The sequence below is a fragment of the Micromonospora cynarisoli genome (assembly GCF_030518815.1).
In the GTDB taxonomy this organism is placed as follows: Bacteria; Actinomycetota; Actinomycetes; order Mycobacteriales; family Micromonosporaceae; genus Micromonospora; species Micromonospora wenchangensis.
In genome coordinates, this window is sequence record NZ_CP130426.1 from 4,504,531 (window position 1) to 4,528,099 (window position 23,569).

The following is a 23,569-nucleotide window of genomic DNA, read 5'->3' on the forward strand; positions in this document are numbered from 1 at the left end:
CGGCGGACCCGTCGGCCCACGCACCCGGTGCCCCCGCACCGGCAGACCGTAGGAAGGAGGGCAGCATGACCACACCGCGTGGTTCCACCGCCCGACGAACCGGCCAGTTGCTCACCGGCTTCGGGTCGCTGGTGGTCCTGGTGGCGTTGCTGGTCGGCGCACCGGTGGCGCTGCTCGCCTTCGCCGGCAACCCGCTGCCCGACCACCTGCCCACCCTCACCGAGATCGGCACCGTACTGACCAGCCGGGACGACGGTCAGCTCTTCATCCGGGCGCTCGCGCTGGTCGGCTGGTTCGGCTGGGCGACGTTCGCGTTCTCGGTGCTGGTGGAGATCGGTGCCCAGGTGACCCGCAGGCAGACACCCCGGCTACCCGGTATGCGCCGGCAGCAGCGGGCGGCGGCGGCCCTGCTGGGCTCGGTCGCGCTGATCATCGCGGCGAGTCCGGCGGCGAGCGCGGCGGTGACCCTGACCCAGCCGATGCCGGCCGCCGCCGGCACCGGGGTGGCGACGACGCTGGACACCTCCCGTACCGGCCTGGGTGCCGCCCCCAGCGCCGGCATCGGGGGTGCCGTCCCCGGTACCGGTCTCGGTCCCGGTGCCGAGAAACCGGGCGCGAAGCCGGTCTACCGGGTGGCCCGGGGCGACTACCTGGGCGAGGTGGCCGAACGCTACCTGGACGACTTCGACCGCTACCCCGAGGTGGCCCGGCTCAACGACCTGCGTGACGCCGACCGGATCAGGCCGGGACAGCTCATCAGGCTCCCCGCCGAGGCCGACGACACCGGTGCCCGGCGGCACGCCAGCGGCCGTCTCGTCTCGGGTACGCCCCGCAAGCCGTCCCCGCACCCGCCCGCCACCACCCCCGACGGCCAGGCCGACCCGCAGCACCAGGGTGTCCCCGGCGCACCTGCCACTCCGGGCAAGCCGACGGGGCCCGCCGCCTCGAAGCCGACCGGTCCGGCCACCCCGAAGCCGGGGAAGATCGGGCCGGCCACCCCGCAGACGGCCACCCCGCAGACCGCCCAACCGCCCGCTGAACGACCGGTCGGGGTGCCACCGGCGATGGCCGCCGGGGCGTCCCGGGCCACCCCGGACGACACGATCAACAGGCCGCTGGCCGTGTCGGCGGTACTGGCCGTGGCGAGCATCGTCGGCGCGCAGATCGGTGCGGTGCTCGGCCTGCGTCGCCGCCCCGTCCGGGTGACCGCCGGCCGCACCTCGGCCGCCCGGATCGCCGCCGCCCGGATGTCCACCAACCGCACCACCGGCCGCACCCCGGGCCGCTCGATGGGCAGCCGCGCCTCCGCCGCCCGGGACCTGGTGACCGGCCGCCACCGCCGCGACTGACCCGATTCCCTTCGCCCCACCCCGGGCCGACCCGGCTAGCTCGCCCCGGCGATCAAGAGGTTTGCGTCAAGTTGGAGATCAACTTTGACGCAAACCTCTTGATCAACGCCGCGGGTGGGTGCGGTGGGGTGGGGTGGGGTGGGGTGGGCGACGACGAGGTGGGGTGCGGGTCAGGGGAGGCGGGTCTGGAGGGTGCCGTCGACCACGCGGGTGGGGAGGATCTGCTGGTCGGTGGCGGACGGGCCGTGGACGACCTCGCCGCCGTTGAGCCGGAACGCCGAGCCGTGCCAGGGGCAGACCACGCAGGCGTGCCCGTCGATCTCCTGCACCTCACCCTCGCCCAGCGGGCCGCTCTGGTGCGGGCAGCGCTCCAACATGACGGTGACCTCGTCGCCGTGCCGGTAGAGGATCACCGAGACGTCGTCCACCGCGCGGGTCACCAGCTTGCGCTGCGGCAGCCCGGCCAGGTCGGCCACCGGCCGCCACCCGTCGCCCATCCGGTGCAGTTCGGAGACGCTCTGGCTGACCTGCGCCCCCTGCTTGTACGCCAGGTGCCCACCGAGGTACGCTCCGGCGCTCGCCGCGCCCAGCCCCAGGTAGGCCAGGGCCCGCCCGACGCCGTGCCGGCCTGTCAACCGGGCCGCGAGGGAGCCGGCGTACAGGGTCAGGCCGACGGTGTTGGCGGCGGCGTGGACGAGTCCGACCCGACGCTGGTCCCGGGAGAGTTCGGCCCAGTCGTTGAGCCCGGCCACGGCTGCCGGAACCGCGCTCACGGTGCCCAGCGCGACCAGCGTGGTGGCCGCCCGACGCTGGCCGGGGAGCAGGTCGACCACTGCGGCGCTGATCCAGGCACCCACCGGCACCTGCACCATCGCCGGGTGCAGCGGATGGCCCAGGAAGACGCCGTGCAGCAGGTCGCGTACCCGCTGCGGGCGCAGGGTCGCCTGGACGGCACGCTGCAACCGGTCGCCGGTGCGGTCCAGCGCGGTGGCCTGTTCGAGTTTCGTCATCAACGCTCGCACCCTGTCCGACTTCCCGGCTGACCGGGTCGCAAACCGGGCGACCGGCATCAATCGGGGTTCCCCGTCCTGATCGACTCAACGGCGGCCAGGTAGTGGTATCGACGCCACCCGGACACCGCACCATCGCCCCACCAGCGCCACGCCCCACGAGCGCGGCGTATGCGGGATGCTGGGGGGATGGCGGTGCATGTCGTTCGGGACGGGGCGGTGACCACGGTGATCCTCGACCGGGCGGCGTCCCGCAACGCCGTCGACGGCCCGACCGCGCGGGCGCTCGCCGACGCGTTCCGCGCGTTCGAGGCCGACCCGGACGCCCGGGTCGCGGTGCTCTGGGGCGCGGGCGGCACGTTCTGCTCGGGCGCCGACCTCAAGGCCATCGGCACGCCGAGCGGCAACCGGGTCGAGCCCGACGGCGACGGCCCGATGGGTCCGACCCGGATGTCACTGTCCAAGCCGGTCATCGCGGCGATCTCCGGGTACGCGGTGGCCGGTGGCCTGGAGCTGGCGCTCTGGTGCGATCTGCGGGTCGCCGAGTCGGACGCGGTGCTCGGGGTGTTCTGCCGACGCTGGGGGGTGCCGCTGATCGACGGTGGCACCGTACGGCTGCCCCGGCTGATCGGCCAGAGCCGGGCGATGGACCTGATCCTCACCGGCCGTCCGGTGCCCGCCGACGAGGCGTACGCGATGGGGCTGGTGAACCGGGTGGTCGCGCCGGGTGAGGCACGGGCGGCGGCCGAGCGGCTGGCCGCCGAGATCGCCAGCCATCCGCAGACCTGTCTGCGCAACGACCGGGCGTCGGTGCTGGCCGGGGCCGACCGCCCCGAGCCGGAGGCGCTCGCCACCGAACTCGCCTACGGGATGGAGTCGCTCGCGGCCGACGCGCCGGCCGGCGCGGCCCGGTTCGCCGCCGGTGCCGGCCGCCACGGCGAGTGAACCGACCCGACAGGCGGCACGCGCCGCCCGGCCGGAACCGGGCGGCGCGGTGGCTCAGCCCAGGTCGTCCAGGGCGCTCTGGATGGCCCGGTGGAACGTCGGATACGCGTAGATCATGTGCCTGAGCTGGCTGACCGGTACGGCCGCGTGCACCGCCACCACCAGCGCCGAGAGCACCTCACCGCCGGCCGGGCCGACCGAGGTCGCCCCGATCAGCACCCCCTGGTCGGCGTCGGCGATCACCTTGATGAAGCCGCCCGGTTCGCTCTTGTGGATCCAGCCCCGGGTGGACGACGACAGCTCGGTGAACCCGACCTGCACGTTGATGCCCCGCTCGCGGGCCTGCCGTTCGGTGAGCCCGACCGCGCCCACCTCGGGGTCGGTGAAGGTGACCCGGGGCAGCGCCCGGTAGTCGGCGCGGGGCACGGTGCCGGCGGCACCGCTGGGGCCGGCCGCGCCCATCGACCCCCCGACCGCGCTGGCCGCGCCCATCGCGCCACCGACCACGCTCGCGGTGCCGCTGGCGTCGGGGCCACCCTCGGCCCGGCGGGCCCGGTCGAGCACGTCGGCGACCACGATCGACGCCTGGTACATGGCGATGTGGGTGAACGCGCCCTCGCCGGTGACGTCGCCGACCGCCCAGATCCCGTCGGTGACGTGCATCCGGTCGTCCACCGGCAGGTAGCGCTGCCCGGCGTCGATCCCGACGGTGTCCAGCCCCAGCTCGTCCAGGTGGGCCCGGCGGCCGGTGACCACCAGGAGCTGGTCGGCGGCGAACGACCGGTCACCGGCGTGCACCGTGAACGTGTCGCCGTCGTGGTCGATCCGCTCGGCCCTGACGTCGGTGGCGATCTCCACCCCGTCGGCGCGCAGCGCGGCGGCGGCCACCTCGGAGGACTCCGGTTCCTCCAGGGCGAGCACCCGCCCGGACGCCTCCAGCACGGTCACCCGGACCCCGAACCGGGCGAAGACCTGCGCCAGCTCGACCCCGATCGCCCCACCGCCGAGGACCAGCAGGCTCGCCGGCAGCTCCGCCACCTCGATCGCCTGGTGGTTCGTCCAGTACGGGGTGTCGGCCAACCCGTCGATCGGCGCGATCGACGGGCGGGTGCCGGTTCCGAGGACGATGCCGTGCCGGGCCTGGAACACCTGGTCGCCGACCCGGACCCGGCCGGGGCCGTCCAGCCGGCCGCTGCCGCGCAGGAACCGGCCGCCCTTGCCGGTGAACCGGTCCACGGCAGCCTGGTCGTTCCAGGTGTCGGTGGCCTCCTCCCGGATGCGTTTCGCCACCGCCGCCCAGTCCGGCCGGACCTGCGCCGACCCGGCCAGCCCGTCGACCCGACGCGCCTCGGCCAGGGCGTTCGCCGCCCGGATCATCATCTTGCTCGGGATACAGCCCCAGTACGGGCACTCCCCGCCGACCAGGTCCCGTTCGACGCCGACGACGCTCAGGCCGGCCTCGGCGAGTCGCCCGGCCACCTCCTCGCCGCCCACGCCGAGCCCGACCACGACCACGTCCACCAGTTCCGGCTCTGCCATCCCGTCAGCATTCCGCACGGTCCGGGCCCCGGCCACCGCTCCACCCCGGAATTCCCGCCCCGGTGCGCGGGGCGACCCGGGCCCGCACACCCGAAGCAGGCCAGCCCAGCAGAGCGGGCCAGCGCAACGGACCGGGTCAGCGGAGCCAGACCGGGTCGGCGCCGGGCACCTCCAGCGGCGGCGGGTAGTCGAGGGTGCGGCGTACCCCGGTGGGCAGCCGCCACGGTTGGTGCACGGCCCCGCCGGCGACCGTCGCCAGCTCGGGCACCCAGCGGCGCACGTACCCGCCGTCGGGGTCGTAGCGTTCGGCCTGGCGGACGGGGTTGAGCCCCCGGTAGGGGCGGCTGTCGTTGCCGGTGCCGGCCACCCACTGCCAGTTGCCGGAGTTGTCGGGCACGTCGCCGTCGAGCAGCCAGCGGGAGAAGACCGCGAGGCCGGGCCGCCAGTCGAGGCCGAGCACCTTGGTCAGGTAGCCGGCGGTGATCAGCCGGGCCCGGTTGTGCATCCAGCCCTCGGCGTGCAGTTGACGCATCCCGGCGTCCACGATCGGCATGCCGGTGCGGCCGTCGGCCCAGGCGTCCAGCGCCGCCGCGTCGTACCGCCAGTCCTCGGTGGCCCCGCGCCGGTACGCCTTCGCCGCGATCTCCGGGAAGGCGGCGGTGACCTGGTGGTAGAAGTCCCGCCAGCAGAGCTGCCTGACGAACGGGTGCCCCCGGTCGTCGGCCCGGTTCGCCACCGTCAGCGGGGACAGGCAGCCGAACCGCAGGTACGGGCTGAGCCGGGAGGTCTCGTCGGCGGCCAGGTCGTCGTGGATGTCGTCGTACCGGGGGAGGGTCGGTAACCACCTGGTGAGCCGGCGTCGCCCGACGGACTCGCCGCCGACCGCGGCGTCCGGCGACTCGCCCTTCGGGGCCGCCGGCAGCCGACCGACGGCGATCCCGTCGGGCAGCGTGACCCGCCGGGGCGCGGCCAGCTCCTCCCGCCACCGCGCCCCCGACCAGACCCGGTGGTACGGGGTGAACACCCGGTAGTGGTCGCCGCCGCCGGGCCGCAGTTCCCCCGGTTCGACGACCGTCACGCCGGGGAACAGCCGCAGGAACATCCGGTGCCTGTCGCACTCGGCGCGCAGCAGCCGTTCCCGGCGGTGGGCGTAGCGGCTGACGTCGGCGGAGAGGCCGATCCCCTCGGCGTCGACCTCGCGGGCGAGCCGGATCGTCTCGGCCACCGGGTCGCCCCGGCGGATCACCAGGTCACCGCCGAGCGTGCGCAGGGTGTCCCGCAGTTCGGCGAGGCACTGGTGCAGGAAACGGTTGCGGTTGAAAGAGTGGCCGGCCAGCGCCGGGTCGAGGACGTACAGCGGCACCACCCGGTCGAACGCGGCGCAGGCCGTCGCCAGTGCCGGGTGGTCGTGCACCCGCAGGTCACGGGTGAACAGCACGACCGCCGTACGGCCGCTCACGACACCGCCGGGCCGGGCACCACGACCGGGGTGCCGGTACGGGTGAGCAGCGCCTTCGCCGCCACCGCGAGCCGTCGCCGCCGGGGCACCACGGCCCGCCTGGCGAACACGTCGTAGTCCTGGGCGGCGACCTCGTCGAGGATGCCGCCGTAGAGGGCGTAGGCGGTGCGCATGCACGCCTGGGAGGCGGGGGCGAGCAGGGTGATGCCGGGCGCGGCGGCGGCGTAGTGGGCCTGGGCGCGGGTCACCTCGTACTCGACGAGGTCGCGGATGTGGTCGGTGCTGCGGCCGGCGGCCCGCGCGGCGAGCAGCTCCTCGCGGGTGACGTTGAACTTGGCGAGGTCCTCGTCGGGCAGGTAGGTGCGGCCCCGGTCGAGGTCCTCGGCGACGTCCCGGATGAAGTTGGTGAGCTGGAAGGCGAACCCGAGCTGCCGGGCCGGTTCCCGGGCGGCGGCCGGGTCGGAGCTGCCCAGGATGGGCAGCATCATGGTGCCGATGACCGCCGCCGACCCCTCCATGTAGTCGAGCAGGTCGTCGTAGGTCGGGTACGCCGTGACGGTCAGGTCCATCGCCATGCTCCGCAGGAACGACGCGAAGTCGGCGCGGTCCAGGTCGAACACGGCGATGGTGTGCAGCACCGCCGGCAGCAGCGGGTCGTCGACCGGTTCGCCGTGCAGGCCGGCGACGAAGCGGGAACCCCAGGCGTCCAGGAGGGCGGCGCGTTCGGCGGGCGACAGGTCCTCGGTGCGGTCGACGATCTCGTCGGCGTAGCGGGTGAATCCGTACAGGGCGTGCACGTGCCGCCGTTTCCAAGCGGGCAGCAGCCGGGTGGCGAGATAGTAGGTGCGGCCGTGGTGTCTGTGCAGCTCCTGGGAGCGGGCATAGGCAGCGGTGAGATCGGTGTCCACCGGGCCTCCTCGGATTCGACGCAGCAATCGACGCAACTCGTAACCCTAGGGTACGCTCGCCCACATGGCCAACGACGCAGTTGCGGGTAATGCGCTCCGCGTCGCGCCGGCACAGCCGGGAGCGACGGACGATCCGGTCCGCGGCGTACTGGCCGCTTACGCCCGTGACCTGGTCAACGGCGTCGACGACACCCTGTCGGCGTTCCTCGCCCGCGAGGTCGACGCGCTGACCGAGATCGACGCAGCGATGGGCGGTTTCGCCGCGACGGCACGCGACTGCGTGCTGGCCGGCGGCAAGCGGGTGCGCCCGACCTTCGCCCACTGGGGCTGGCGGGGGGTGGTGGGCGGCGACGAGCCGCTGCCCACCGTGCTGCCCGCGCTCGCCGCCCTGGAACTGCTGCACACCTTCGCCCTGGTGCACGACGACGTGATGGACGCCTCCGACACCCGACGCGGCCTGCCCACCGCGCACCGCGCCGCCGCCGAGCGGCACGTCACCGCCGGCCACACCGGCGACCCGCACCGGTTCGGTGAGTCGGTCGCTGTCCTCATCGGCGACCTCTGCCTGGTCTGGGCCGACCGGCTGCTCGCCCACGCCACCGTGCCGCCGTCCCGGCTCATGGAGGTGCGGCGCTGCTACGACCAGATGCGCGTCGAGACCATCGCCGGGCAGTACCTCGACGTGCTCGGCGAGAACGACGCGGCGAACTGGTCGGTCGACCGGGCGCTGCGGGTGGCCCGCTACAAGACGGCCAGCTACACCGTGCAGCGTCCCCTGCTCTTCGGTGCCTGCCTGGCCGGCACCGACGCCGACGCGCCGCTGATCGCCGCGTACACCCGGTACGGGCTGGCGGTCGGCGAGGCGTTCCAGCTCCGCGACGACCTGCTCGGCGTCTACGGCGACCCGGCCACCACCGGCAAGCCGGCCGGCGACGACCTGCGTACCGGCAAGCCGACCGCGCTGCTGATGCTCGCCCGGCAGCTCGCCACCGGCAGCCAACGGCGGGCGCTGGAGCGGGCCGGCAGCGCCACCGGCGGTCGGGAGCTGGCCCGGCTGGCCGACCTCGTCGCCTCCACCGGGGCGGTCGCCCGGGTGGAAGGCATGATCTCCGACCGGGTCGCCGACGCGCTCGCCGCGCTGGAGACCGCGTCGATCGACGAGACGGCGCGCACCGCGCTGACCGGTCTCGCCACCGCCGCCACCACGCGGCGGGCATGATGGGCAACTTCGTGAAGGAGGTGGTCGCGTGCGGACCGTGACGGGACGTACGGACCGGGTGGTGGTCGTGGGCGCGGGCCTGGGCGGGCTGGCGTGCGCGCTGCACCTGGCCGGCAGCGGCCGGCAGGTGACCGTGCTGGAACGCGAACCGGTGCCGGGCGGCCGGGCCGGGCGGCTCGGCGTCGACGGGTACGAGTTCGACACCGGCCCCACCGTGCTCACCATGCCCGACCTGATCGCCGAGGCGCTCGGCGCGGTCGGTGAGGAGCTGCACGACTGGCTCGACCTGACCCCGCTGGACCCCGCCTACCGGGCCTACTACCCGGACGGCTCCACCCTGGACGTGATCACCGACACCACCCGGATGGCGGCCGAGATCTCCCGGGTCTGCGGCCCCCGCGAGGCCGACGGCTACCTGCGGTTCGTCGACTACGCCCGCAACCTGTGGAACTGGGAGCGGGCCGATTTCATCGACCGCAACCTGGACGCCCCGACCGACCTGCTCACCGGCAACCTGCTGAAGCTGCTGACCAACGGGGCGTTCCGCCGCCTCCAGACCAAGATCAACCAGTTCTTCTCCGACCCCCGCACCCAGCGGATCTTCTCCTTCCAGGCGATGTACGCCGGGCTCGCCCCGCACGACGCGCTGGCCATCTACAGCGTCATCGCGTACCTCGACTCGGTGGCCGGGGTCTACTTCCCGCGCGGCGGCATCCACGCCGTCTCCCGGGGGATGGCCGGCGCGGCCGAGAAGCACGGCGTCCAGATCCGGTACGACACCACGGTCAGCCGGGTGGAGACCGCCAACGGCCGGGCCACCGGCGTGGTCACCGCCGACGGCGAGTTGGTCCCGGCCGACGTGGTGGTGCTCAACCCGGACCTCCCGGTCGCCTACCGCGACCTGCTGCCCGAGGGCCGGCGACGGAAGCTGACCTACTCGCCGTCCTGCGTCGTCCTGCACGTCGGATCGACGCAGGGGTATGGGAAGATCGCTCATCACAACATCCATTTCGGACGGTCCTGGAAGGGCACCTTCGACGAGGTGATCGGGCGCGGCGAGCTGATGACCGACCCGTCGCTGCTGGTCACCAACCCGAGCCGGACCGACCCGTCGGTCGCTCCGGTCGGCCGGCACACCTACTACGTGCTGGCCCCGGTGCCCAACCTCGACCGGGCCCCGTTCGACTGGCGGGGTGACCTGAGCCGGCGCTACGCCGACCAGCTCGTCACCACGCTGGAGGAACGCGGGTACGTCGGGTTCGGCGCCGGCATCGAGGTGTTGCGTACGATCACCCCCGCCGAGTGGGAGGAGCAGGGAATGGCCGCCGGTACGCCGTTCGCCGCCGCGCACAGCCTCTTCCAGACCGGGCCGTTCCGCCCGTCCAACCTGCACCGCAGCCTGCCCAACGTCGTCTTCACCGGCTCCGGCACCCAGCCCGGCGTGGGCGTGCCGATGGTGCTGATCTCCGGCAAGCTCGCCGCCAACCGCATCACCGGCGCGGGTAGGTGACCGCGTGAAATCCCGGGAGGGTCACCTCGTCGAGCTGGTCGACGACACCGGACAGGTGCTCGGTGAGGCCACCGTCGCCGCCGCCCACCAGGCGCCCGGCCGGCTGCACCGGGCCTTCTCGGTGCTGCTGGTCGACCCGGCCGGCCGGGTGCTCCTGCAACAACGGGCCCCGGTCAAGACCCGGTTCCCGCTGCGCTGGGCCAACTCCTGCTGCGGGCACCCGCTGCCGGGCGAGTCCCTGGCCGAGGCGGCCAACCGCCGGCTCGCCGAGGAACTGGGCGCCGGGCCGGTGACGTTGACCGAGGTCGGCGTCTACCTCTACTACGCCGAGGACCCGGTCACCGGTCGGGTCGAGTTCGAGTACGACCACGTGCTCCGGGCCGACGTGCCGGCCGACCTCCCCCTCGGGCCCGACCCGGACGAGGTGGCCGAACTGCGCTGGGCCGACCCGACCCGGTTGATGACCGAGATCGACGCCGACCCGCGCACGTACGCACCCTGGCTCGGCGGGGTGGTGAGCCGACTGCTCCACCCGACCCCGACCGGCCCCGACGCCCCCACCGGCGGTCCCCGTACCGCCTCCGCCACCCCGTCCGGCCACCGGGTGGACGACGCGTCGGAGCGGTCGGGTGGTCGATGAGCCGCTGAGCGCGGGGGCCGTGGCACGCCGGCTGGGTGTGGCGGTCACCACGCTGCGCACCTGGCACCAGCGCTACGGCCTCGGCCCCAGCCAGCACGTCCCGGGCCACCACCGGCGCTACACGCCTGCCGACCTGGCCCGCCTGGAGATCATGCGCAAGCTCACCGCCGAGGGGGTCACCCCGGCGGAGGCGGCCCGCTGGGCGAAACAGGGCCCCGCACCCGGCCCCGGGATCACGTCCCGGCTGCGGGCCGGCAACGGCCGCGACGGCGGCGGGCAGACCATCCCGGTCGGCCGGGCCGGCCCGGCGGCCCGGGGACTGGCCCGCGCCGCCATGCGGCTGGACGCGGAGGTGATCGGCGACACGATCTCGCACGCCCTGGCCACCGACGGGGTCGTCGCCACCTGGGAGGGGCTGCTCCGGCCGGTGCTGGCCGGCATCGGGGAACGGCACGTCGCCACCGCCGGCCTGATCGACGTGGAACACCTGCTGTCCCGGTGCGTCTCCGAGGCGTTCGCGGCGGTCGCCCGGTCCGGCCGGGCGACCGGGCCGGCCCGCATCCTGCTCTCCTGCGCCGACGAGGAGCAGCACACCCTGCCGCTGGAGGCGCTCGCCGCGGCGCTGGCCGAGGCGGGGGTGACCTATCGCATGCTCGGCGCCCGGGTGCCGGCGGCGGCGCTCGTCGAGGCGGTCAACCGGACCGGGCCGGCGGCCGTGGTGGTCTGGTCGCACACCCGGCCGACCGCCGACCCGACGCAGCTGTCCGCACTGCTCGCGGTGCCCCGCCGGCCGCTGCTGGTGCTCGCCGCCGGGCCGGGCTGGCGGGCCGACACGCTGCCCGCCGGGGTGGTCCGCCCGGTCGACCTGGCCGAGGCGGTCTCGCTCGCGCTGGCCGTACGGGACTCGCTGGACCAGTCGACGGGGGCCGACCGGGCCTGACATATTTCGCTTTCGTGAACTACCGTCGGGGCCGTCCGCGTACCCCATCCCCCGGAGTGACGATGCGTTCACGCCCCGTTCTGGCGGTGGCCCTCGGCCTGCTCCTGCTGGTCGCCGGCTGCGGCGACCAGCACCGGAACGTCCGGCCGGCAGCGGCGCCCGCCCCGACCACCACCGCACCGCAGCCGGCCCACAGCCCGTCCCCGAAGCCGACACCCACCACCAAGCCGAAGCCCCGGCTCCGGCCGAAGCCCAAGGCGCTCCCCGCCGGGCTGCGCAAGGCGACCGGGGTACGCGCGGTGGCGTTGACCTTCGACGACGGCCCCGACCCGACCTGGACGCCCCGGGTGCTCAACCAGCTCCGGGCGAACCAGGTGAAGGCGACGTTCTGCGTGGTCGGCACCCAGGTGCGCAAGCACCCGGAGCTGGTGGCCCGGATCGTCCGGGAGGGGCACCAGCTCTGCAACCACAGTTGGCGGCACGACGTCGACCTGGGTCGCCGGCCGGTCGCCGACATCCGGGCCGACCTGGTACGCACCAACCAGGCCATCACCAAGGCGGTCCCGGGCGCGAAGGTGCCGTTCTACCGTCAGCCCGGTGGCCGGTGGACGCCGGAGGTGGTGCAGGTCGCTAAGGAACTCGGCATGCGGTCGCTGCACTGGACCGTCGACCCCCAGGACTGGGCGAAGCCGGCCGCCGGGGTCATCTCGGGGCGGATCAAGGGCGCCGCCCGCCCCGGCGCGGTGGTGCTGATGCACGACGGCGGGGGCGACCGGAGCCGCACGCTGAGCGCCGTGCCGCACGTCATCGGCGACCTCAAGCGCCGTTTCGGCATCGCGCCACCTCGCTGACCTGCCACTTTGCCGGGCCATGCCCCGGCGGGCATACCGGTTTGGCCGACGGCCGGGGCATGGCATATGCTTCTCATGCCTCCGGCGGGGCCGGATGGGAGCAAGTCCGCTTGAAGTTGCGAGTGTGCAATGATGGCGGGGCCGCCCTCATCGTCTAGCGGCCCAGGACGCCGCCCTTTCAAGGCGGTAGCACGGGTTCGAATCCCGTTGGGGGCACGGTCCGGCCCAGCCGGAGGCAACAGAGCAAGGTCCTGTGGAGCAGTTGGAGTGCTCGCCGCCCTGTCAAGGCGGAGGTCGCGGGTTCAAGTCCCGTCAGGACCGCCAGCGCCGACGCCGCGTGCACCAATGCGCGGCGTTCTGCGTATCGGGACGCGGCACCCTGTCGGCGGAGACCCCGCCCTCCGGGTACCATGTCCCGAAGCACCAGGCCAGGTAGCTCAGTTGGTACGAGCGTCCGACTGAAAATCGGAAGGTCGGCGGTTCGACCCCGCCCCTGGCCACATAGCCTTTCGCCGGGCTACAGAGAGCGGTGACCTGCGGAAACGCGGTCACCGTTTTCGTGTATCCGGCCCTGTCCGGCATCGACCGCCACCGTGGACGGCACACCCCGGAACATCCAGGAGCCTCGCTGGGTCGCGAGGGCCCACTGACCGGAAAGTGCCGGTACGGGGCGCTGCGCAGCGCACCCCCAGCCGGTATGGTCCGGGCCTATGGGACAGGACAAGGCAGATCCGGAGGGCGTCCATCAGGACGTCGACCGGTACTCGCTGCGCTGCACCCTCCTCGTCCCCGCCCCGGCGGACCAGGCGTTCGCGGTCTTCACCGGCTCGCTGGCCGACTGGTGGGTACGCGAGTACACCTGGTCCGGGCCGGCCGCGCTGGCCGAGCTGGGGATGGAACCCCGGGCCGGCGGCATGCTCTACGAGATCGGCCCGTACGGCTTCCGGGGTGACTGGGGACGGGTGCTCACCTGGGACCCACCACGGCGGCTCGTGTTCACCTGGCAACTCGGCCCCGACCGGGTGCCGGTGCCCGATCCGGCGCGGGCCAGCGAGGTGGAGGTGCTGTTCCTGCCGGACGAGTCCGGGCAGACCCGCATCGAGTTGGAGCACCGCCACTTCGACAGGCACGGTGAGGCCGCCGAGGGCTACCGTGCGGCGTTGACCGCCGGCTGGCACGAACTGCTCGGCCGCTACCTGGACACCCTCACCCGGACCGCCTCCGACCCGAACTGAGCGACGCCGCGCGGCCGAGGTCCGCCAGCGCCCCGGGAGAACCGGGCCGGTCAGCGGGGCGAGCCGCCGAGCGGGGTCCGGCCGGGCGGTCGGCCGACCGGGGCGGGGCCGCCGAGGTCGGCCCGGTGGCCGGCCGCCGCGCCCGCGCCGAAGCCGGATCCGGCGAGCCGGCGGGTAGGCGCGGTACGCAGCCGGGGATAGACCTCGGCGACCCGGCGGGCCACCCGGTCCGAGCGGTCGGCCAGCACCAGCGCCACCGACGGGGTGCCGCGTTCGGCCACCGCACCCGCCTCGGCTGCCCGGAGCCGCTCGGCGACCACCCGGGCGAAGCCGGCCAGCCAGGAGCGGCGGAAGGCGGCCGGCTGTTCACCGGACGGCACGGCGGTGCCGGCGAGGCCGTGCGCGGCCTGCACGAGCAACGAGGTGAAGAGCAGGTCGACCCGTTCCAGGTCGCTGGCGAAGCCGAACAGGTGCAGCGCGAACCCGCTGCCGTCCGCTCGGCGTACGCAGCGGCAGCGCAGCGGGTCGGCCACCGCGGCGAGCAGCCCGGCCTTGTCCCGGGCGTACGGGGCGACGATGTCGATCACCCGGTCGCCGACCGGGTCGGTGGCGGGGTCGCGGGCGGCCAGCAGGGCCCGGTCGACGCCGTACCGGGCGATCAACTCGGTGGCCTTGGCGGTGAACGCCGCCGACTCGGCGGGGGTGCAGGCCGGGTCCTCGGCCTGGGCCAGGAGCTTGCGCACCTTGCTGAGCATCGCCTCGGACATGCGTCACTGGTACCACAGCAGGTTCACCTGTCGGTCACAGCGGGATCAGAGATAGACAGATATCATCGCCACTCACCGCGCCCTGTCCGCGACTCAGGGTCCCCCTCTTCCCCTGGAGGCACCATGGCATCCCGGCCCGCCCGCCTGACCGCGCTCGCCGCCGCCCTGCCCCTGCTGTGGTTCGGCACACCCGCGCAGGCCGCCGCGGAGACGAACCTCTCCGCGTCGGCCGCCACCTGCTACGGCGGGGCGGTCCGGTCGTACTTCCAGGTCGGTGGCTGGGGCGGGGACGCCGGGCCGTACCAGGCGAGCGCCCGGTGCAAGGACGTCAACGTCAAGAACAGCAGCGAGTTCGGCACCGAGGCGTGCGTGGTCTTCATCGACAAGACCAACAAGTGCAACTACCTCACCTACCTGCCGGCGAAGTCGGACTGGATCACCGTCGCCACCAACGTGCGCGACGGCGCGAACTTCAAGGTCCGCTTCACCAACCTGCGCTACGAGTACGAGCCGCTGGTGGCGTACCACGCGTACTGAGCCCCGCCGGCCCTGCCGCCGGGGCACGGGCGGTGGGGCCGGGCGGGTCAGCCGGGCGGGTCAGCCGGCCCGGCTGCGCAGGGTCGCCACCGTCGAGCCGGCGAGGGTGAGCAGGCAGTCCGGCAGCCGCCCGTCGGCGACCGCCGCCCCGAACAGCGCCTCGCCGGTGTCGGCGTCGTGGTTGGCGTACGCGCTGACGAAGCGGGCCACCCAGCGGGTGTCGTACCGTGCCTCGTCGATGCCGGGGAAGTCCAGCGCGCACGTGCCGGACGGCGGCGGGTCACCGACCATCGTCGCGGCCAGGGTCCAGGCGACCGTGTACGCCCCGGCGAGCCCCGACCGGTCCACCACGGCGTCGAACGTGCCGACCACGGCGGCGCCGTCCCCGGTCAGCGCCGAATGGAGTACGGCGGTAGCGTCGGCGAGCGTCTGATCCGGTACGTCGGTCACCTGCGGCACAGTAGGACGCCAGGTCAAGCGGGCGGGCAGCGGAAACGGTCACCACCTGCCGGGGCGGCATGACGGAGCGTGTGTTGCACTGTCGGGCCGGCGACGAGGGCCGCCTCCCTGGTCCCACGGTCCCCGCCGGCACGCTATGGTGCGCACCGGACCTGCGCCGGAGGAAGGACCACCATGCTCGTAACCCGCGGCCCGCGCGCGGCCATCCTGGCGGCCTGTGCGTCGTTGCTGCTCGCCGTCAGCGCGTGCGGGACGACCGACAAGCCCGAGGAGGCGGCCACCCCGCAGGTGCGTCTGTACGGCACCGACGGCAACATGCAGAACTCCTTCGCCGCGGAGTTGAAGGACCGGGCCGACCTCGTCGACGGCATGAAGGGCACCACCCCGCTCACGCCGCTCAGCGACGACTTCAAGCAGCGGCTACGCACCGTCAACCCGAAGCTGACCGACTACCTCTACGCGGCGGAGTCGTACGACGCCGTCATGATCAGCGCGCTGGCCGCCCAGCTCGCCGGCAGCACCGATCCGGCCGACATCGCCAAGCAGATCGTCGGGGTGACCACCAACGGCCAGCGCTGCACGGACGCGGCGAGCTGCCTGGCCCTGGCCCGGGACGGTCAGGACATCGAGTACCGCGGCCCGTCGCTGAACCGGGCCGGCTTCACCGATCTCGGCGAGCCGGCCACCGCCAGCTACGCCACCCTGCACTTCGACAACCAGAAGATCAACGACGCGAAGACCGAGTTCGTCGGTGCCGGGGACGAGTCCGGGGTGAGCACCAGGGCCGCGCCGAAGCCGAAGAAGCAGCGGGGCGGGCGTAATGACGACAGCGACGGCTCGCCGCTGATCCTCGGTGGCCTGCTGCCCAAGACCGGCGACCTGGCCCTGGCCTACCCGCCGCTGGCCGCCGGCGTGGCGCTGGCGATCAAGGAGATCAACGCCGCGGGCGGGGTGCTCGGCGACCCGGTGACCTGGTTCGACGGTGACGACGGCACCAACCCGGCCGTCGCCAAGGCCACCGTGGCCTCGCACGTCAGGAACAAGGTCCAGGTGATCATCGGGGCCGCCGCGTCCGGGATCTCCGCCGCCGTGCTGCCGGACGTGGTGGCGGCCGGCAAGATCCTGTTCTCGCCGTCCAACACCGACGCGGGGTTGAGCCAGGCCGACGACAAGGGCCTCTACTTCCGGACCGCCCCGCCGGACAGCCTCCAGGGCCGGGCGCTGGCCGACGTGATCCTCCGGGACGGCCCGCACAAGATCGTGGTGGTGGCCCGCAAGGACTCCTACGGCGAGGGCCTCCAGGAGACCGTCCGCGCCGAACTGGAGCGGGCCGGCTTCGGCAGCGACCGGGTGAAGCTGCTCACCTACGAGCCGCCGGCCGACGCCAAGGCCCCGGCCGTCGACTTCGGCAGCCTGGCCGGCGAGATCAAGAACTACAAGCCGGAGGCGGTGCTGGTCATCGGCTTCGGTGAGTCCGCCGGGCTGATCAAGGCACTGGCCGACGCGGGCGTGCCGATCCGCCGCTGACACCGGAGGGGGCGGCACCGGCCCGGTGCCGCCCCCTCCCGGCTCACCGGGGCCGGCGACGTTCCAGGAAGTCGGTCATCCGGCGGTGCTTCTCCTCGTCCTCGAAGAGCACCGCCTGGCTGACCAGGTCGAGCTGCGGGTGGGCACCGGGCGGGGCGTCCACCGCGAGCTTGGTCAGCCGCAACGCCAGCGCGGAACCCTTCGCCATCTCGTCGAGCAGCCCGTGTGCCGTCGGCAGCAGCTCGGCCGGCTCGGCCACCACCCGGTTGACCAGACCGATCCGCAGCGCCTCGTCGGCGTCGACCCGGCGGCCGGTGAAGAGCAGTTCCTTGGCCCGGCCCTCACCGACCAGGGCCGGCAACCGGTGGGTGGCTCCCGCGCCGGCCAGGATACCCAACCGCACCTCCGGCTGGCCGAAGACCGCCCGTGCCGTGCACACCCGCAGGTCGCAGGCGTACGCCAGCTCCGCGCCGCCGCCCAGCGCGGGACCGTCCACAGCCGCAACGCTCGGCATCGGCAGGGCCCGGAGCCTGGCGAAGGCGGCCGAGTTGATCGCGGCGAGCGCGTCCAGCCGGCCCCGCTCGCGGAGTTGGCCGATGTCGGCCCCACCGGCGAAGAGCCCGTCGGAGCCGCCGGTGAGCAGCAGCAGCCGGGGCCGGGCCTCCAGCGCGGCGCAGACGTCGTGCAGCGCGCCGATCAGGTCGGCGTCGATGGCGTTGCGTTTCTCCGGCCGGTCCAGCGTCACCACCACCCGGTCGGGCAGCTCCTCCACCCGTAGCCCGCTCACTGCCGGCGACCGTCCTTCCACGTGTAGAAGCCCTGGCCGGACTTCTTGCCGAGCTTCCCGGCGGCGACCATCTCGACCAGCAGCGGCGGCGGGGCGAAACGGTCACCGTAGGCGGCCTGGAGGGTACGGGCGATGTCCAGCCGCACGTCCAGGCCGACGAGGTCGGTCAGCTCCAGCGGGCCGACCGGATGCCGGTAGCCGAGCACCATCGCCTTGTCCACGTCGGCCGGTGCGGCCACCCCGTCGGCCACCATCCGGATCGCCTCCAGGCCGAGGGTCACCCCGAGCCGGGAGGTGGCGAAGCCGGGCAGGTCGCGTACGACGACGGGGTCCTTGCCCAGCCGGCCGGCGAGCGCGACGGCCGCCGCGGTGGTCTCCGGCGCGGTGGCCGCGCCGACCACCACCTCCAGCAGGGTCATCGCCCAGACCGGGTTGAAGAAGTGCAGCCCGAGGAAGGACTCCGGCCGGGTCAGCCCCTCGGCCAGTTCCCCGATGGGGATGCTGGAGGTGTTGCTGCCCAGCAGCGCCGGGCGCAGCCGTTCGGCCTCGGCGAGCACCGACCGCTTCAGGTCAGGCCGCTCGGGCACCGCCTCGACGATGACCTCCGGGGCGGGGGCGACCTCGGCGAGCGCCCCGCGCAGGGTGATCCGGGCCCGCTGCGCGGCGGCGGCCCCGGCGTCGAGCTTCCCGCGCTGCACCGCCCGTGCGCACAGCTCGTCGAGGCGGGTGGCGGCGGCCCCGGCCCGCCCCGGGTCCACCTCGACCAGTTCGACCGGGTAGCCCGCGCCGGCCGCCACGTAGGCGATGCCGAGCCCCATCGTGCCGGCCCCGACGACGACAAGACGACTCATGGACGCTCCCTCACTGCGTACGGCGGCGTGCGGGTTCTCCGACACGCCCTGCCGCTCGCTCCGCTGGCTCTTGGGTGCGACCCTATGCAGCAGCGTTCCCGGCGGCATGCGTGGGGGACCGCCGCACCGGGTACTGACGGCCCCAACGTCAAGGGAAGGAACCAGTCGACATGAGCCAGGCACCGGAGACCGTGGACAGCGGCACCACCGACGGCACGGCGGTCGTGGAGACGCGCGGCGACGAGCGCGTCGACCTGCTCCGCGCCGACACCAACAACGACGGCAAGACCGACGTGTGGGTGGTGGACACCGACGGCGACGGCCGGGCGGACCTGTTCCAGTTCGACACCGACGGCGACGGCAAGGTCGACATCACCATGGTCGACATCGACGAGGACGGCACCCCGGACGAGGTGGTCGACGGCGACGGCGGCCTCCCCCCGGAGCAGCTCCCGCCGACCGTCCAGGTCTGACGCGGGCGCGGGGGCCCGGTCGGGCCCCCGCTCACCGCCCGGCGGCCAACCGCAGGGTGGCCAGATAGTACGGGGCGTCGCGGTCGTCCACGTCGGCCAGCCGCCACGGGGTGCCCCGGACCAGCTCGGCCAACTCCTCGGCGGAGCAGACCAGGTAGTCGAACCACTGCGTGCCGAGTTCGCGGTAGCGCAGCCGCAGCCGCAGTTGCCCGCCGAGCCGACCCCGCCGCCGGTTGTGCTCGTGGTAACCGGTGTGCACCGGGTCGGTGGTGCCGTACGGGTCGGTGCCGTGCGCGATGACCTGCGCGCCCGGCCGGGCCAGGGCGGCCAGCGCGGCGAGGAACGCCGGCGCCCGCTCCCGCCCCTCGAACAGCCCCAGGTTGTTGCCGAGCAGCAGGAACGTGTCGTATCGCCGGCCGTCGGCGACGTGCTCGTCGACGGTGCCGAGGACGAGGTCCCGGACGCCCCGGTGCCGGCTGACCCGCAGCGCCCCCGGCGAGGTGTCGAGGCCGGTGACGGGGACGCCGCGTTCCTGGAGCACCAGCGCGATCCGTCCGCCCCCGACGCCGACGTCCAGGGTGGCACCCCGGGTCCGGTCCACGGCCCGGTGGTCGTACGGCTGCCAGTGTTCCGGCCCGTCCAGGTAGTGCGCGGCGGGGGCCCCGTTGACCAGCCCGTCGTCCCGTTCGATGATCTCGATGACCGGTCGGGGCAGCCGCCCGCCGACCAGCGGCCGGGGGCCGATCCCGGTGTGCACCGCGTACGCGTCGCGCAGCAGTTCTCCGAACACGTCGCCGAGTCGAGGTTCTCCGGTCACGACCTGCACGGTATCCGGGTCCGTCCGCCGTATCCTGGGCGGCGTGACCGACCTGGACCGCCTGGCGGCGGAGAAGTACGTCCTGCTGACGACGTTCCGCAAGGACGGCCGTGCGGTGTCCACCCCGGTCTGGGCGGTCCGCGACGACGACACGTTGGCGGTCTGGACGGTCGCCGACTCGGGCAAGGTCAAGCGGATCAGGCGGGACGGCACGGTGACGGTGGCCCCGTGCGACGTGCGCGGTCGTCCGCTGGGTGAGGCGGTGCCGGGTCACGCGGTGCTCTGCGGGCCGCAGGAGAGCAGCCGGGTACGCGACCTGCTCAAGCGCAAGTACCGGCTGCTGGGCCGGTTGACCCTGCTCGGCAGCCGGCTGCGCCGGGGCGAGGCGGGCACCGTCGGCATCCGGATCAGCCTGACCGACCCGTCGGGGTGACCGGGTCCGACCGGCGGGCCTGCCGGAGCGGCCCGGGGGTGGAGACGACTCAGGGGCGGTGGTGCGTCGCTGTTGCGACGTCCGCCCGCCCCTGAGGTCCGTAACGTTCTGACCGGGTCAGTCCCCCTGGCGCTGCTGGGGGATCTGGCCCTGTAGCAACGCCCGCACCTCCGACTCACGGTACCGACGGTGTCCGCCCAGGGTTCGGATCGCGCTGAGCTTCCCCGCCTTGGCCCACCGGGTCACCGTCTTCGGGTCGACACGGAACATCGACGCCACCTCGGCCGGCGTGAGTAGCGGCTCTGGTTCGTGCGTTCGCGATGCCATCGGTCACTCCTCCACATGGATAGACATCGGCCGGGGTCCCGCCGGCCGACGCGTCTCCCATGGTCCGGCTAGTCCCCGATGTCCGACATGGGCCGAACGGCCGAAGGTCCCTAGACGGACGGATGAACCATGCCCGATTTATCTAACTTTTACACGGCAGAAAGTACCTTATTCGGACTCATGATCACGGTTCGTGATGCGCTAACTACGAGTGTGACTCATAAATGACAGCACTGATAGGCGATATCTGGTCAATTGCGCCGTTCCAGCAACTGGATCGCGCGCCACCGCGCCACCAACCGGTCGTACGCCGCCGACGCCTCGTCCGTCTCGCCCCGGGAGAGCCCGGCCAGACCGCCCGCCACCAGCTCCGGCGAGTCGTCCGCGGCCAGCGTCTCGTCGGACAGCAACTGCACCAGACCGCCGTAGTCCAACTCGACCACCGAGCGGGGGTGGAACTCCTCCAGCCAGCGGGCGGCCTCCTCGACCGCCTCGGTGATCGGCGCGGCACCTATCGACTTCTTGAGCACCGACAGCGCCCGCGAGGCCCGCCGGCGGGCCTTGGAGATCTCCGTGCGGTAGCGCAGCGCCCGCCGCTGCGGCCGGGTGACCAGCTCCCGCTCGCCCGCCTCGAAAAGCACGAACCACCGCAGCGGCACCCCCCAGGTGGCGATCTGCTCGTGCAACCGGGGCACCCCGTGCTCCAGCACCCGGGCGCCGCTGCGCCAGTCCTCCACCACGGTCTTGGCCTGCCCGGCCAGGATCGGCGGGACGAACGCGTCGGCGATCACCGACGGCACCCCCTCCCGGGCGCTCAGGGCCGCCTCGGCCACCCGGACCCGCAGGTTCCACGGACAGACCAGCAGCGCGTCGTCGACCTCCAGCACGTACGCCTCGTCGGGCAGGTCGGGCAGTCTCGTCCAGCCCGCGCCGAGCGCCGCGATGACCGAGGTCCGTTGCCGGCCCGGGCCCTCCAACGGGGCCACCGCCCGGCCCTCCCGCACGTAGCGCCGCCAGTACGACTGACGGTCCCGGTCGAAGGCGGTCAGCGGCTCGTACACGCGCAGGTAAGAAGCGAAGAGCGACGGCACCGCGCGATCCTCCCACGAAACTCCGTACCGCTGCCGCTGCCGTCGTGCGCGACCGGAACGCCGCCGGCGGGCGGCCTCAGCCGGCCCGGCAGCGCGCGACGTCGACGACGGCAGGTTCCCGACCGATATTAGGCTGACCAGCGCCGGCAGCATCCCCGCCGGCCGACCAGGTCCGCGTCCCACAAGGGCGCACACCGACACCAGGAGCGAGCCATGGGCGTATTCGTGAGCACCGACGACCCCGGACCGGCCGGTCACGAGCAGGTCGTCTTCTGTCAGGACCGGCAGAGCGGCCTCAAGGCGATCATCGGCATCTACTCGACCGCGCTGGGGCCCGCGCTGGGCGGCACCCGGTTCTACCCGTACGCCAGCGAGGAGGCGGCGCTGGCCGACGTGCTGGACCTGTCGCGCAGCATGGCGTACAAGAACGCGCTGGCGGGGCTGGACATGGGCGGCGGCAAGGCGGTCATCTGGGGCGATCCGGACCAGGTCAAGAGCGAGGCGCTGCTGCGCGCGTACGGGCGGTTCGTGCAGTCCCTGGGCGGGCGCTACTACACCGCCTGCGACGTGGGCACCTACGTGGCCGACATGGACGTGATCGCGCGCGAGACCCGGTACGCCACCGGCCGCAGCGTGGAGCACGGCGGGGCGGGTGACTCCTCGGTCCTCACCGCCTGGGGCGTCTTCCAGGGGATGCGGGCCGCCGCCGAGCACGTCTGGGGCAGCCCGAGCCTGCGCGGGCGTCGGGTCGGGGTGGCCGGGCTGGGCAAGGTCGGCAGGCACCTGACCGGGCACCTGGTCGACGACGGGGCCGAGGTGGTGGCGACCGACGTCGACCCGCGGGCGCTGGAGTGGGCGCGGACCAACCACCCCTGGGTCACCCTGGTCGCCGACACCGCCGCGCTGGTCGCCGCCGACATCGACGTGTACGCCCCGTGCGCGCTGGGCGGCGCCCTGAACGACGACTCCGTGCCGGCCCTGCAGGCCCGGGTGGTCGCCGGCGCGGCCAACAACCAGCTCGCCCATCCCGGCATCGGGAAGCTCCTCGCCGAACGGGGCATCCTCTACGCCCCCGACTACGTGGTCAACGCCGGTGGGGTCATCCAGGTCGCGGACGAGATCGAGGGCTTCAACTTCGACCGGGCCAAGCTGCGGGCCAGCCGGATCTTCGACACCACCCGGCAGATCCTGCGGCTGGCCGACGAGGAGGGGGTGCTCCCGGCGGTGGCCGCCGACCGGATGGCCGAGCGCCGGATGGCCGACGTGGGTCGGCTGCGCGCCATCCACCTGGGCTGAGCGCACGTCCCGGGCGTGGCGACGGTCCGCGCCCGGGGCGTCACCGGGCGTGCCGGGCCGGTTCCGTCCGGCTGACGGCCCCCGGCGGGCGGACCGCGCGATAGCATGGATTTTCGCGGCTTTTCAGGCGGTTTGACCGGTGTCACGGGCAGTCCGAGGCCCACCCCTTACCGGGTACACTCGGTGACGTCCGGGTGACTGCGACGCGCAGGGCCGGCAGACGGTAACCCGAGGTGCCGAACGGTGGCATCCCCATGTACCGTAAGAGCCACGAGAGATGCCTGACGTCATCGGGGCCCGCCTTCGGGCTGCCCCGCATTCTGTGCGAGGGGGTCGAGCCATGGGGCGCGGCCGTGCTAAGGCCAAGCAGACGAAGGTGGCGCGGGAGTTGAAGTACCACTCCCCGAACACCGACCTCACCGCCTTGCAGCGCGAACTGGCGGGTGCTGGTGGGAAGTCTGAGCAGCACTTCGACGACGACTACAAAGAGTATGTCGACGACGACGATGAGGATCATGCGGACGACGACCCGGACCCCTGGGCTCCTCCGACCCGCTGACCTCCGGTCACACTGAGCACGCGGCAACTCTCCGCGTGCT

Annotated in this window: 25 protein-coding genes and 3 tRNA genes; 17 read left to right on the plus strand and 11 right to left on the minus strand. The window is 73.6% G+C overall.

The window, feature by feature from the left end; genetic code table 11:
* Window positions 1–65: 65 nt before the first annotated feature.
* On the plus strand, window positions 66–1,349 hold the full coding sequence (locus tag Q2K16_RS19310; RefSeq protein ID WP_302739024.1) for a LysM peptidoglycan-binding domain-containing protein: 1,284 nt from the start codon (window positions 66–68) through the stop codon (window positions 1,347–1,349).
* Between the two features lie 170 nt (window positions 1,350–1,519).
* Here the strand turns inward: Q2K16_RS19310 and Q2K16_RS19315 are convergent, their stop codons facing one another.
* A complete protein-coding gene (locus tag Q2K16_RS19315; protein ID WP_302739025.1) occupies window positions 1,520–2,359 on the minus strand; it encodes a Rieske (2Fe-2S) protein in 840 nt (279 codons plus the stop codon).
* Between the two features lie 189 nt (window positions 2,360–2,548).
* Between Q2K16_RS19315 and Q2K16_RS19320 the strand changes: the two genes are divergently transcribed.
* Window positions 2,549–3,304, plus strand: a complete 756-nt coding sequence (locus Q2K16_RS19320; protein ID WP_302739027.1) for a crotonase/enoyl-CoA hydratase family protein — start codon at window positions 2,549–2,551, stop codon at window positions 3,302–3,304.
* 54 nt (window positions 3,305–3,358) lie between these two features.
* Here Q2K16_RS19320 and Q2K16_RS19325 read toward each other — a convergent pair whose 3' ends face one another.
* From Q2K16_RS19325 to Q2K16_RS19335, 3 genes are all read right to left on the minus strand, one after another.
* Window positions 3,359–4,843 (minus strand): dihydrolipoyl dehydrogenase family protein, encoded by a 1,485-nt coding sequence (locus Q2K16_RS19325; RefSeq protein ID WP_302739028.1) that lies wholly within the window; start codon window positions 4,841–4,843, stop codon window positions 3,359–3,361.
* Window positions 4,844–4,979: 136 nt separating this feature from the next.
* Entirely contained in the window at window positions 4,980–6,302 is a 1,323-nt protein-coding gene (locus Q2K16_RS19330) for a cryptochrome/photolyase family protein (RefSeq protein WP_302739029.1), read from the minus strand.
* Window positions 6,299–7,210 carry a phytoene/squalene synthase family protein gene (locus Q2K16_RS19335; RefSeq protein WP_302739031.1) on the minus strand — a complete coding sequence of 304 codons (912 nt, stop codon included), beginning with the start codon at window positions 7,208–7,210 and terminating at the stop codon, window positions 6,299–6,301. The genes Q2K16_RS19330 and Q2K16_RS19335 overlap by 4 nt, the downstream gene beginning before the upstream one ends.
* Before the next feature lie 64 nt (window positions 7,211–7,274).
* Here Q2K16_RS19335 and Q2K16_RS19340 point away from each other — a divergent pair, with 64 nt between their 5' ends.
* From Q2K16_RS19340 to Q2K16_RS19380, 9 genes are all read left to right on the plus strand, one after another.
* Complete coding sequence (locus tag Q2K16_RS19340) at window positions 7,275–8,429, plus strand: polyprenyl synthetase family protein (RefSeq protein ID WP_302739033.1); 1,155 nt, start codon at window positions 7,275–7,277, stop codon at window positions 8,427–8,429.
* A gap of 28 nt (window positions 8,430–8,457) precedes the next feature.
* A complete protein-coding gene (gene crtI / locus Q2K16_RS19345) occupies window positions 8,458–9,939 on the plus strand; it encodes a phytoene desaturase family protein (protein WP_302739035.1) in 1,482 nt (493 codons plus the stop codon).
* Between the two features lie 4 nt (window positions 9,940–9,943).
* Window positions 9,944–10,579: an isopentenyl-diphosphate Delta-isomerase gene (gene idi / locus Q2K16_RS19350; RefSeq protein WP_302739036.1), complete on the plus strand. Its 636-nt coding sequence runs from the start codon at window positions 9,944–9,946 to the stop codon at window positions 10,577–10,579.
* Window positions 10,569–11,519 (plus strand): MerR family transcriptional regulator, encoded by a 951-nt coding sequence (locus Q2K16_RS19355; protein WP_302739038.1) that lies wholly within the window; start codon window positions 10,569–10,571, stop codon window positions 11,517–11,519. Before idi ends, Q2K16_RS19355 begins: the two co-directional genes overlap by 11 nt.
* Before the next feature lie 62 nt (window positions 11,520–11,581).
* On the plus strand, window positions 11,582–12,370 hold the full coding sequence (locus Q2K16_RS19360) for a polysaccharide deacetylase family protein (protein ID WP_302739040.1): 789 nt from the start codon (window positions 11,582–11,584) through the stop codon (window positions 12,368–12,370).
* Window positions 12,371–12,513: 143 nt separating this feature from the next.
* Window positions 12,514–12,586: transfer RNA gene (locus Q2K16_RS19365), tRNA-Glu, on the plus strand.
* A gap of 31 nt (window positions 12,587–12,617) precedes the next feature.
* Window positions 12,618–12,694 (plus strand) — tRNA-Asp (locus tag Q2K16_RS19370).
* Between the two features lie 102 nt (window positions 12,695–12,796).
* A tRNA-Phe gene (locus Q2K16_RS19375) sits at window positions 12,797–12,870 on the plus strand.
* A 210-nt stretch (window positions 12,871–13,080) separates the two neighbouring features.
* The gene (locus tag Q2K16_RS19380; RefSeq protein ID WP_302739041.1) at window positions 13,081–13,605 is read left to right on the plus strand and encodes an SRPBCC family protein; all 525 of its coding nucleotides are present in this window, start codon (window positions 13,081–13,083) and stop codon (window positions 13,603–13,605) included.
* Between the two features lie 50 nt (window positions 13,606–13,655).
* Here the strand turns inward: Q2K16_RS19380 and Q2K16_RS19385 are convergent, their stop codons facing one another.
* The gene (locus Q2K16_RS19385; RefSeq protein WP_302739042.1) at window positions 13,656–14,372 is read right to left on the minus strand and encodes a DUF2786 domain-containing protein; all 717 of its coding nucleotides are present in this window, start codon (window positions 14,370–14,372) and stop codon (window positions 13,656–13,658) included.
* Between the two features lie 123 nt (window positions 14,373–14,495).
* On the opposite strand from Q2K16_RS19385, the gene Q2K16_RS19390 reads away from it, so the two are divergent.
* Window positions 14,496–14,909, plus strand: coding sequence for a hypothetical protein (locus tag Q2K16_RS19390; RefSeq protein ID WP_302739044.1), 414 nt, complete (start codon window positions 14,496–14,498; stop codon window positions 14,907–14,909).
* A 60-nt stretch (window positions 14,910–14,969) separates the two neighbouring features.
* Here Q2K16_RS19390 and Q2K16_RS19395 read toward each other — a convergent pair whose 3' ends face one another.
* Entirely contained in the window at window positions 14,970–15,359 is a 390-nt protein-coding gene (locus Q2K16_RS19395) for a hypothetical protein (RefSeq protein ID WP_302739046.1), read from the minus strand.
* A gap of 183 nt (window positions 15,360–15,542) precedes the next feature.
* On the opposite strand from Q2K16_RS19395, the gene Q2K16_RS19400 reads away from it, so the two are divergent.
* Window positions 15,543–16,895, plus strand: coding sequence for an ABC transporter substrate-binding protein (locus Q2K16_RS19400; RefSeq protein WP_302739048.1), 1,353 nt, complete (start codon window positions 15,543–15,545; stop codon window positions 16,893–16,895).
* 43 nt (window positions 16,896–16,938) lie between these two features.
* Here Q2K16_RS19400 and Q2K16_RS19405 read toward each other — a convergent pair whose 3' ends face one another.
* Together Q2K16_RS19405 and Q2K16_RS19410 are read right to left on the minus strand one after the other, a co-directional pair.
* Window positions 16,939–17,682 carry an enoyl-CoA hydratase/isomerase family protein gene (locus Q2K16_RS19405; RefSeq protein ID WP_302739050.1) on the minus strand — a complete coding sequence of 248 codons (744 nt, stop codon included), beginning with the start codon at window positions 17,680–17,682 and terminating at the stop codon, window positions 16,939–16,941.
* Complete coding sequence (locus Q2K16_RS19410; protein WP_302739052.1) at window positions 17,679–18,533, minus strand: 3-hydroxyacyl-CoA dehydrogenase family protein; 855 nt, start codon at window positions 18,531–18,533, stop codon at window positions 17,679–17,681. Before Q2K16_RS19410 ends, Q2K16_RS19405 begins: the two co-directional genes overlap by 4 nt.
* A 170-nt stretch (window positions 18,534–18,703) precedes the next feature.
* On the opposite strand from Q2K16_RS19410, the gene Q2K16_RS19415 reads away from it, so the two are divergent.
* The gene (locus Q2K16_RS19415; protein ID WP_088641963.1) at window positions 18,704–19,006 is read left to right on the plus strand and encodes a hypothetical protein; all 303 of its coding nucleotides are present in this window, start codon (window positions 18,704–18,706) and stop codon (window positions 19,004–19,006) included.
* Window positions 19,007–19,037: 31 nt separating this feature from the next.
* Here Q2K16_RS19415 and Q2K16_RS19420 read toward each other — a convergent pair whose 3' ends face one another.
* Window positions 19,038–19,823, minus strand: coding sequence for a class I SAM-dependent methyltransferase (locus Q2K16_RS19420; protein WP_302739055.1), 786 nt, complete (start codon window positions 19,821–19,823; stop codon window positions 19,038–19,040).
* A 43-nt stretch (window positions 19,824–19,866) separates the two neighbouring features.
* Here Q2K16_RS19420 and Q2K16_RS19425 point away from each other — a divergent pair, with 43 nt between their 5' ends.
* A complete protein-coding gene (locus tag Q2K16_RS19425; RefSeq protein ID WP_302739057.1) occupies window positions 19,867–20,256 on the plus strand; it encodes a PPOX class F420-dependent oxidoreductase in 390 nt (129 codons plus the stop codon).
* Between the two features lie 117 nt (window positions 20,257–20,373).
* On the opposite strand, the gene Q2K16_RS19430 is transcribed toward Q2K16_RS19425, so the two are convergent.
* Together Q2K16_RS19430 and Q2K16_RS19435 are read right to left on the minus strand one after the other, a co-directional pair.
* The gene (locus Q2K16_RS19430) at window positions 20,374–20,583 is read right to left on the minus strand and encodes a BldC family transcriptional regulator (RefSeq protein ID WP_007073996.1); all 210 of its coding nucleotides are present in this window, start codon (window positions 20,581–20,583) and stop codon (window positions 20,374–20,376) included.
* 251 nt (window positions 20,584–20,834) lie between these two features.
* A complete protein-coding gene (locus Q2K16_RS19435; RefSeq protein ID WP_302739136.1) occupies window positions 20,835–21,674 on the minus strand; it encodes a DUF8083 family protein in 840 nt (279 codons plus the stop codon).
* Between the two features lie 213 nt (window positions 21,675–21,887).
* On the opposite strand from Q2K16_RS19435, the gene Q2K16_RS19440 reads away from it, so the two are divergent.
* Together Q2K16_RS19440 and Q2K16_RS19445 are read left to right on the plus strand one after the other, a co-directional pair.
* A complete protein-coding gene (locus tag Q2K16_RS19440; protein WP_302739138.1) occupies window positions 21,888–22,970 on the plus strand; it encodes a Leu/Phe/Val dehydrogenase in 1,083 nt (360 codons plus the stop codon).
* Window positions 22,971–23,310: 340 nt separating this feature from the next.
* On the plus strand, window positions 23,311–23,529 hold the full coding sequence (locus tag Q2K16_RS19445; protein WP_088641959.1) for a DUF3073 domain-containing protein: 219 nt from the start codon (window positions 23,311–23,313) through the stop codon (window positions 23,527–23,529).
* The last annotated feature ends 40 nt before the right edge of the window (window positions 23,530–23,569 follow it).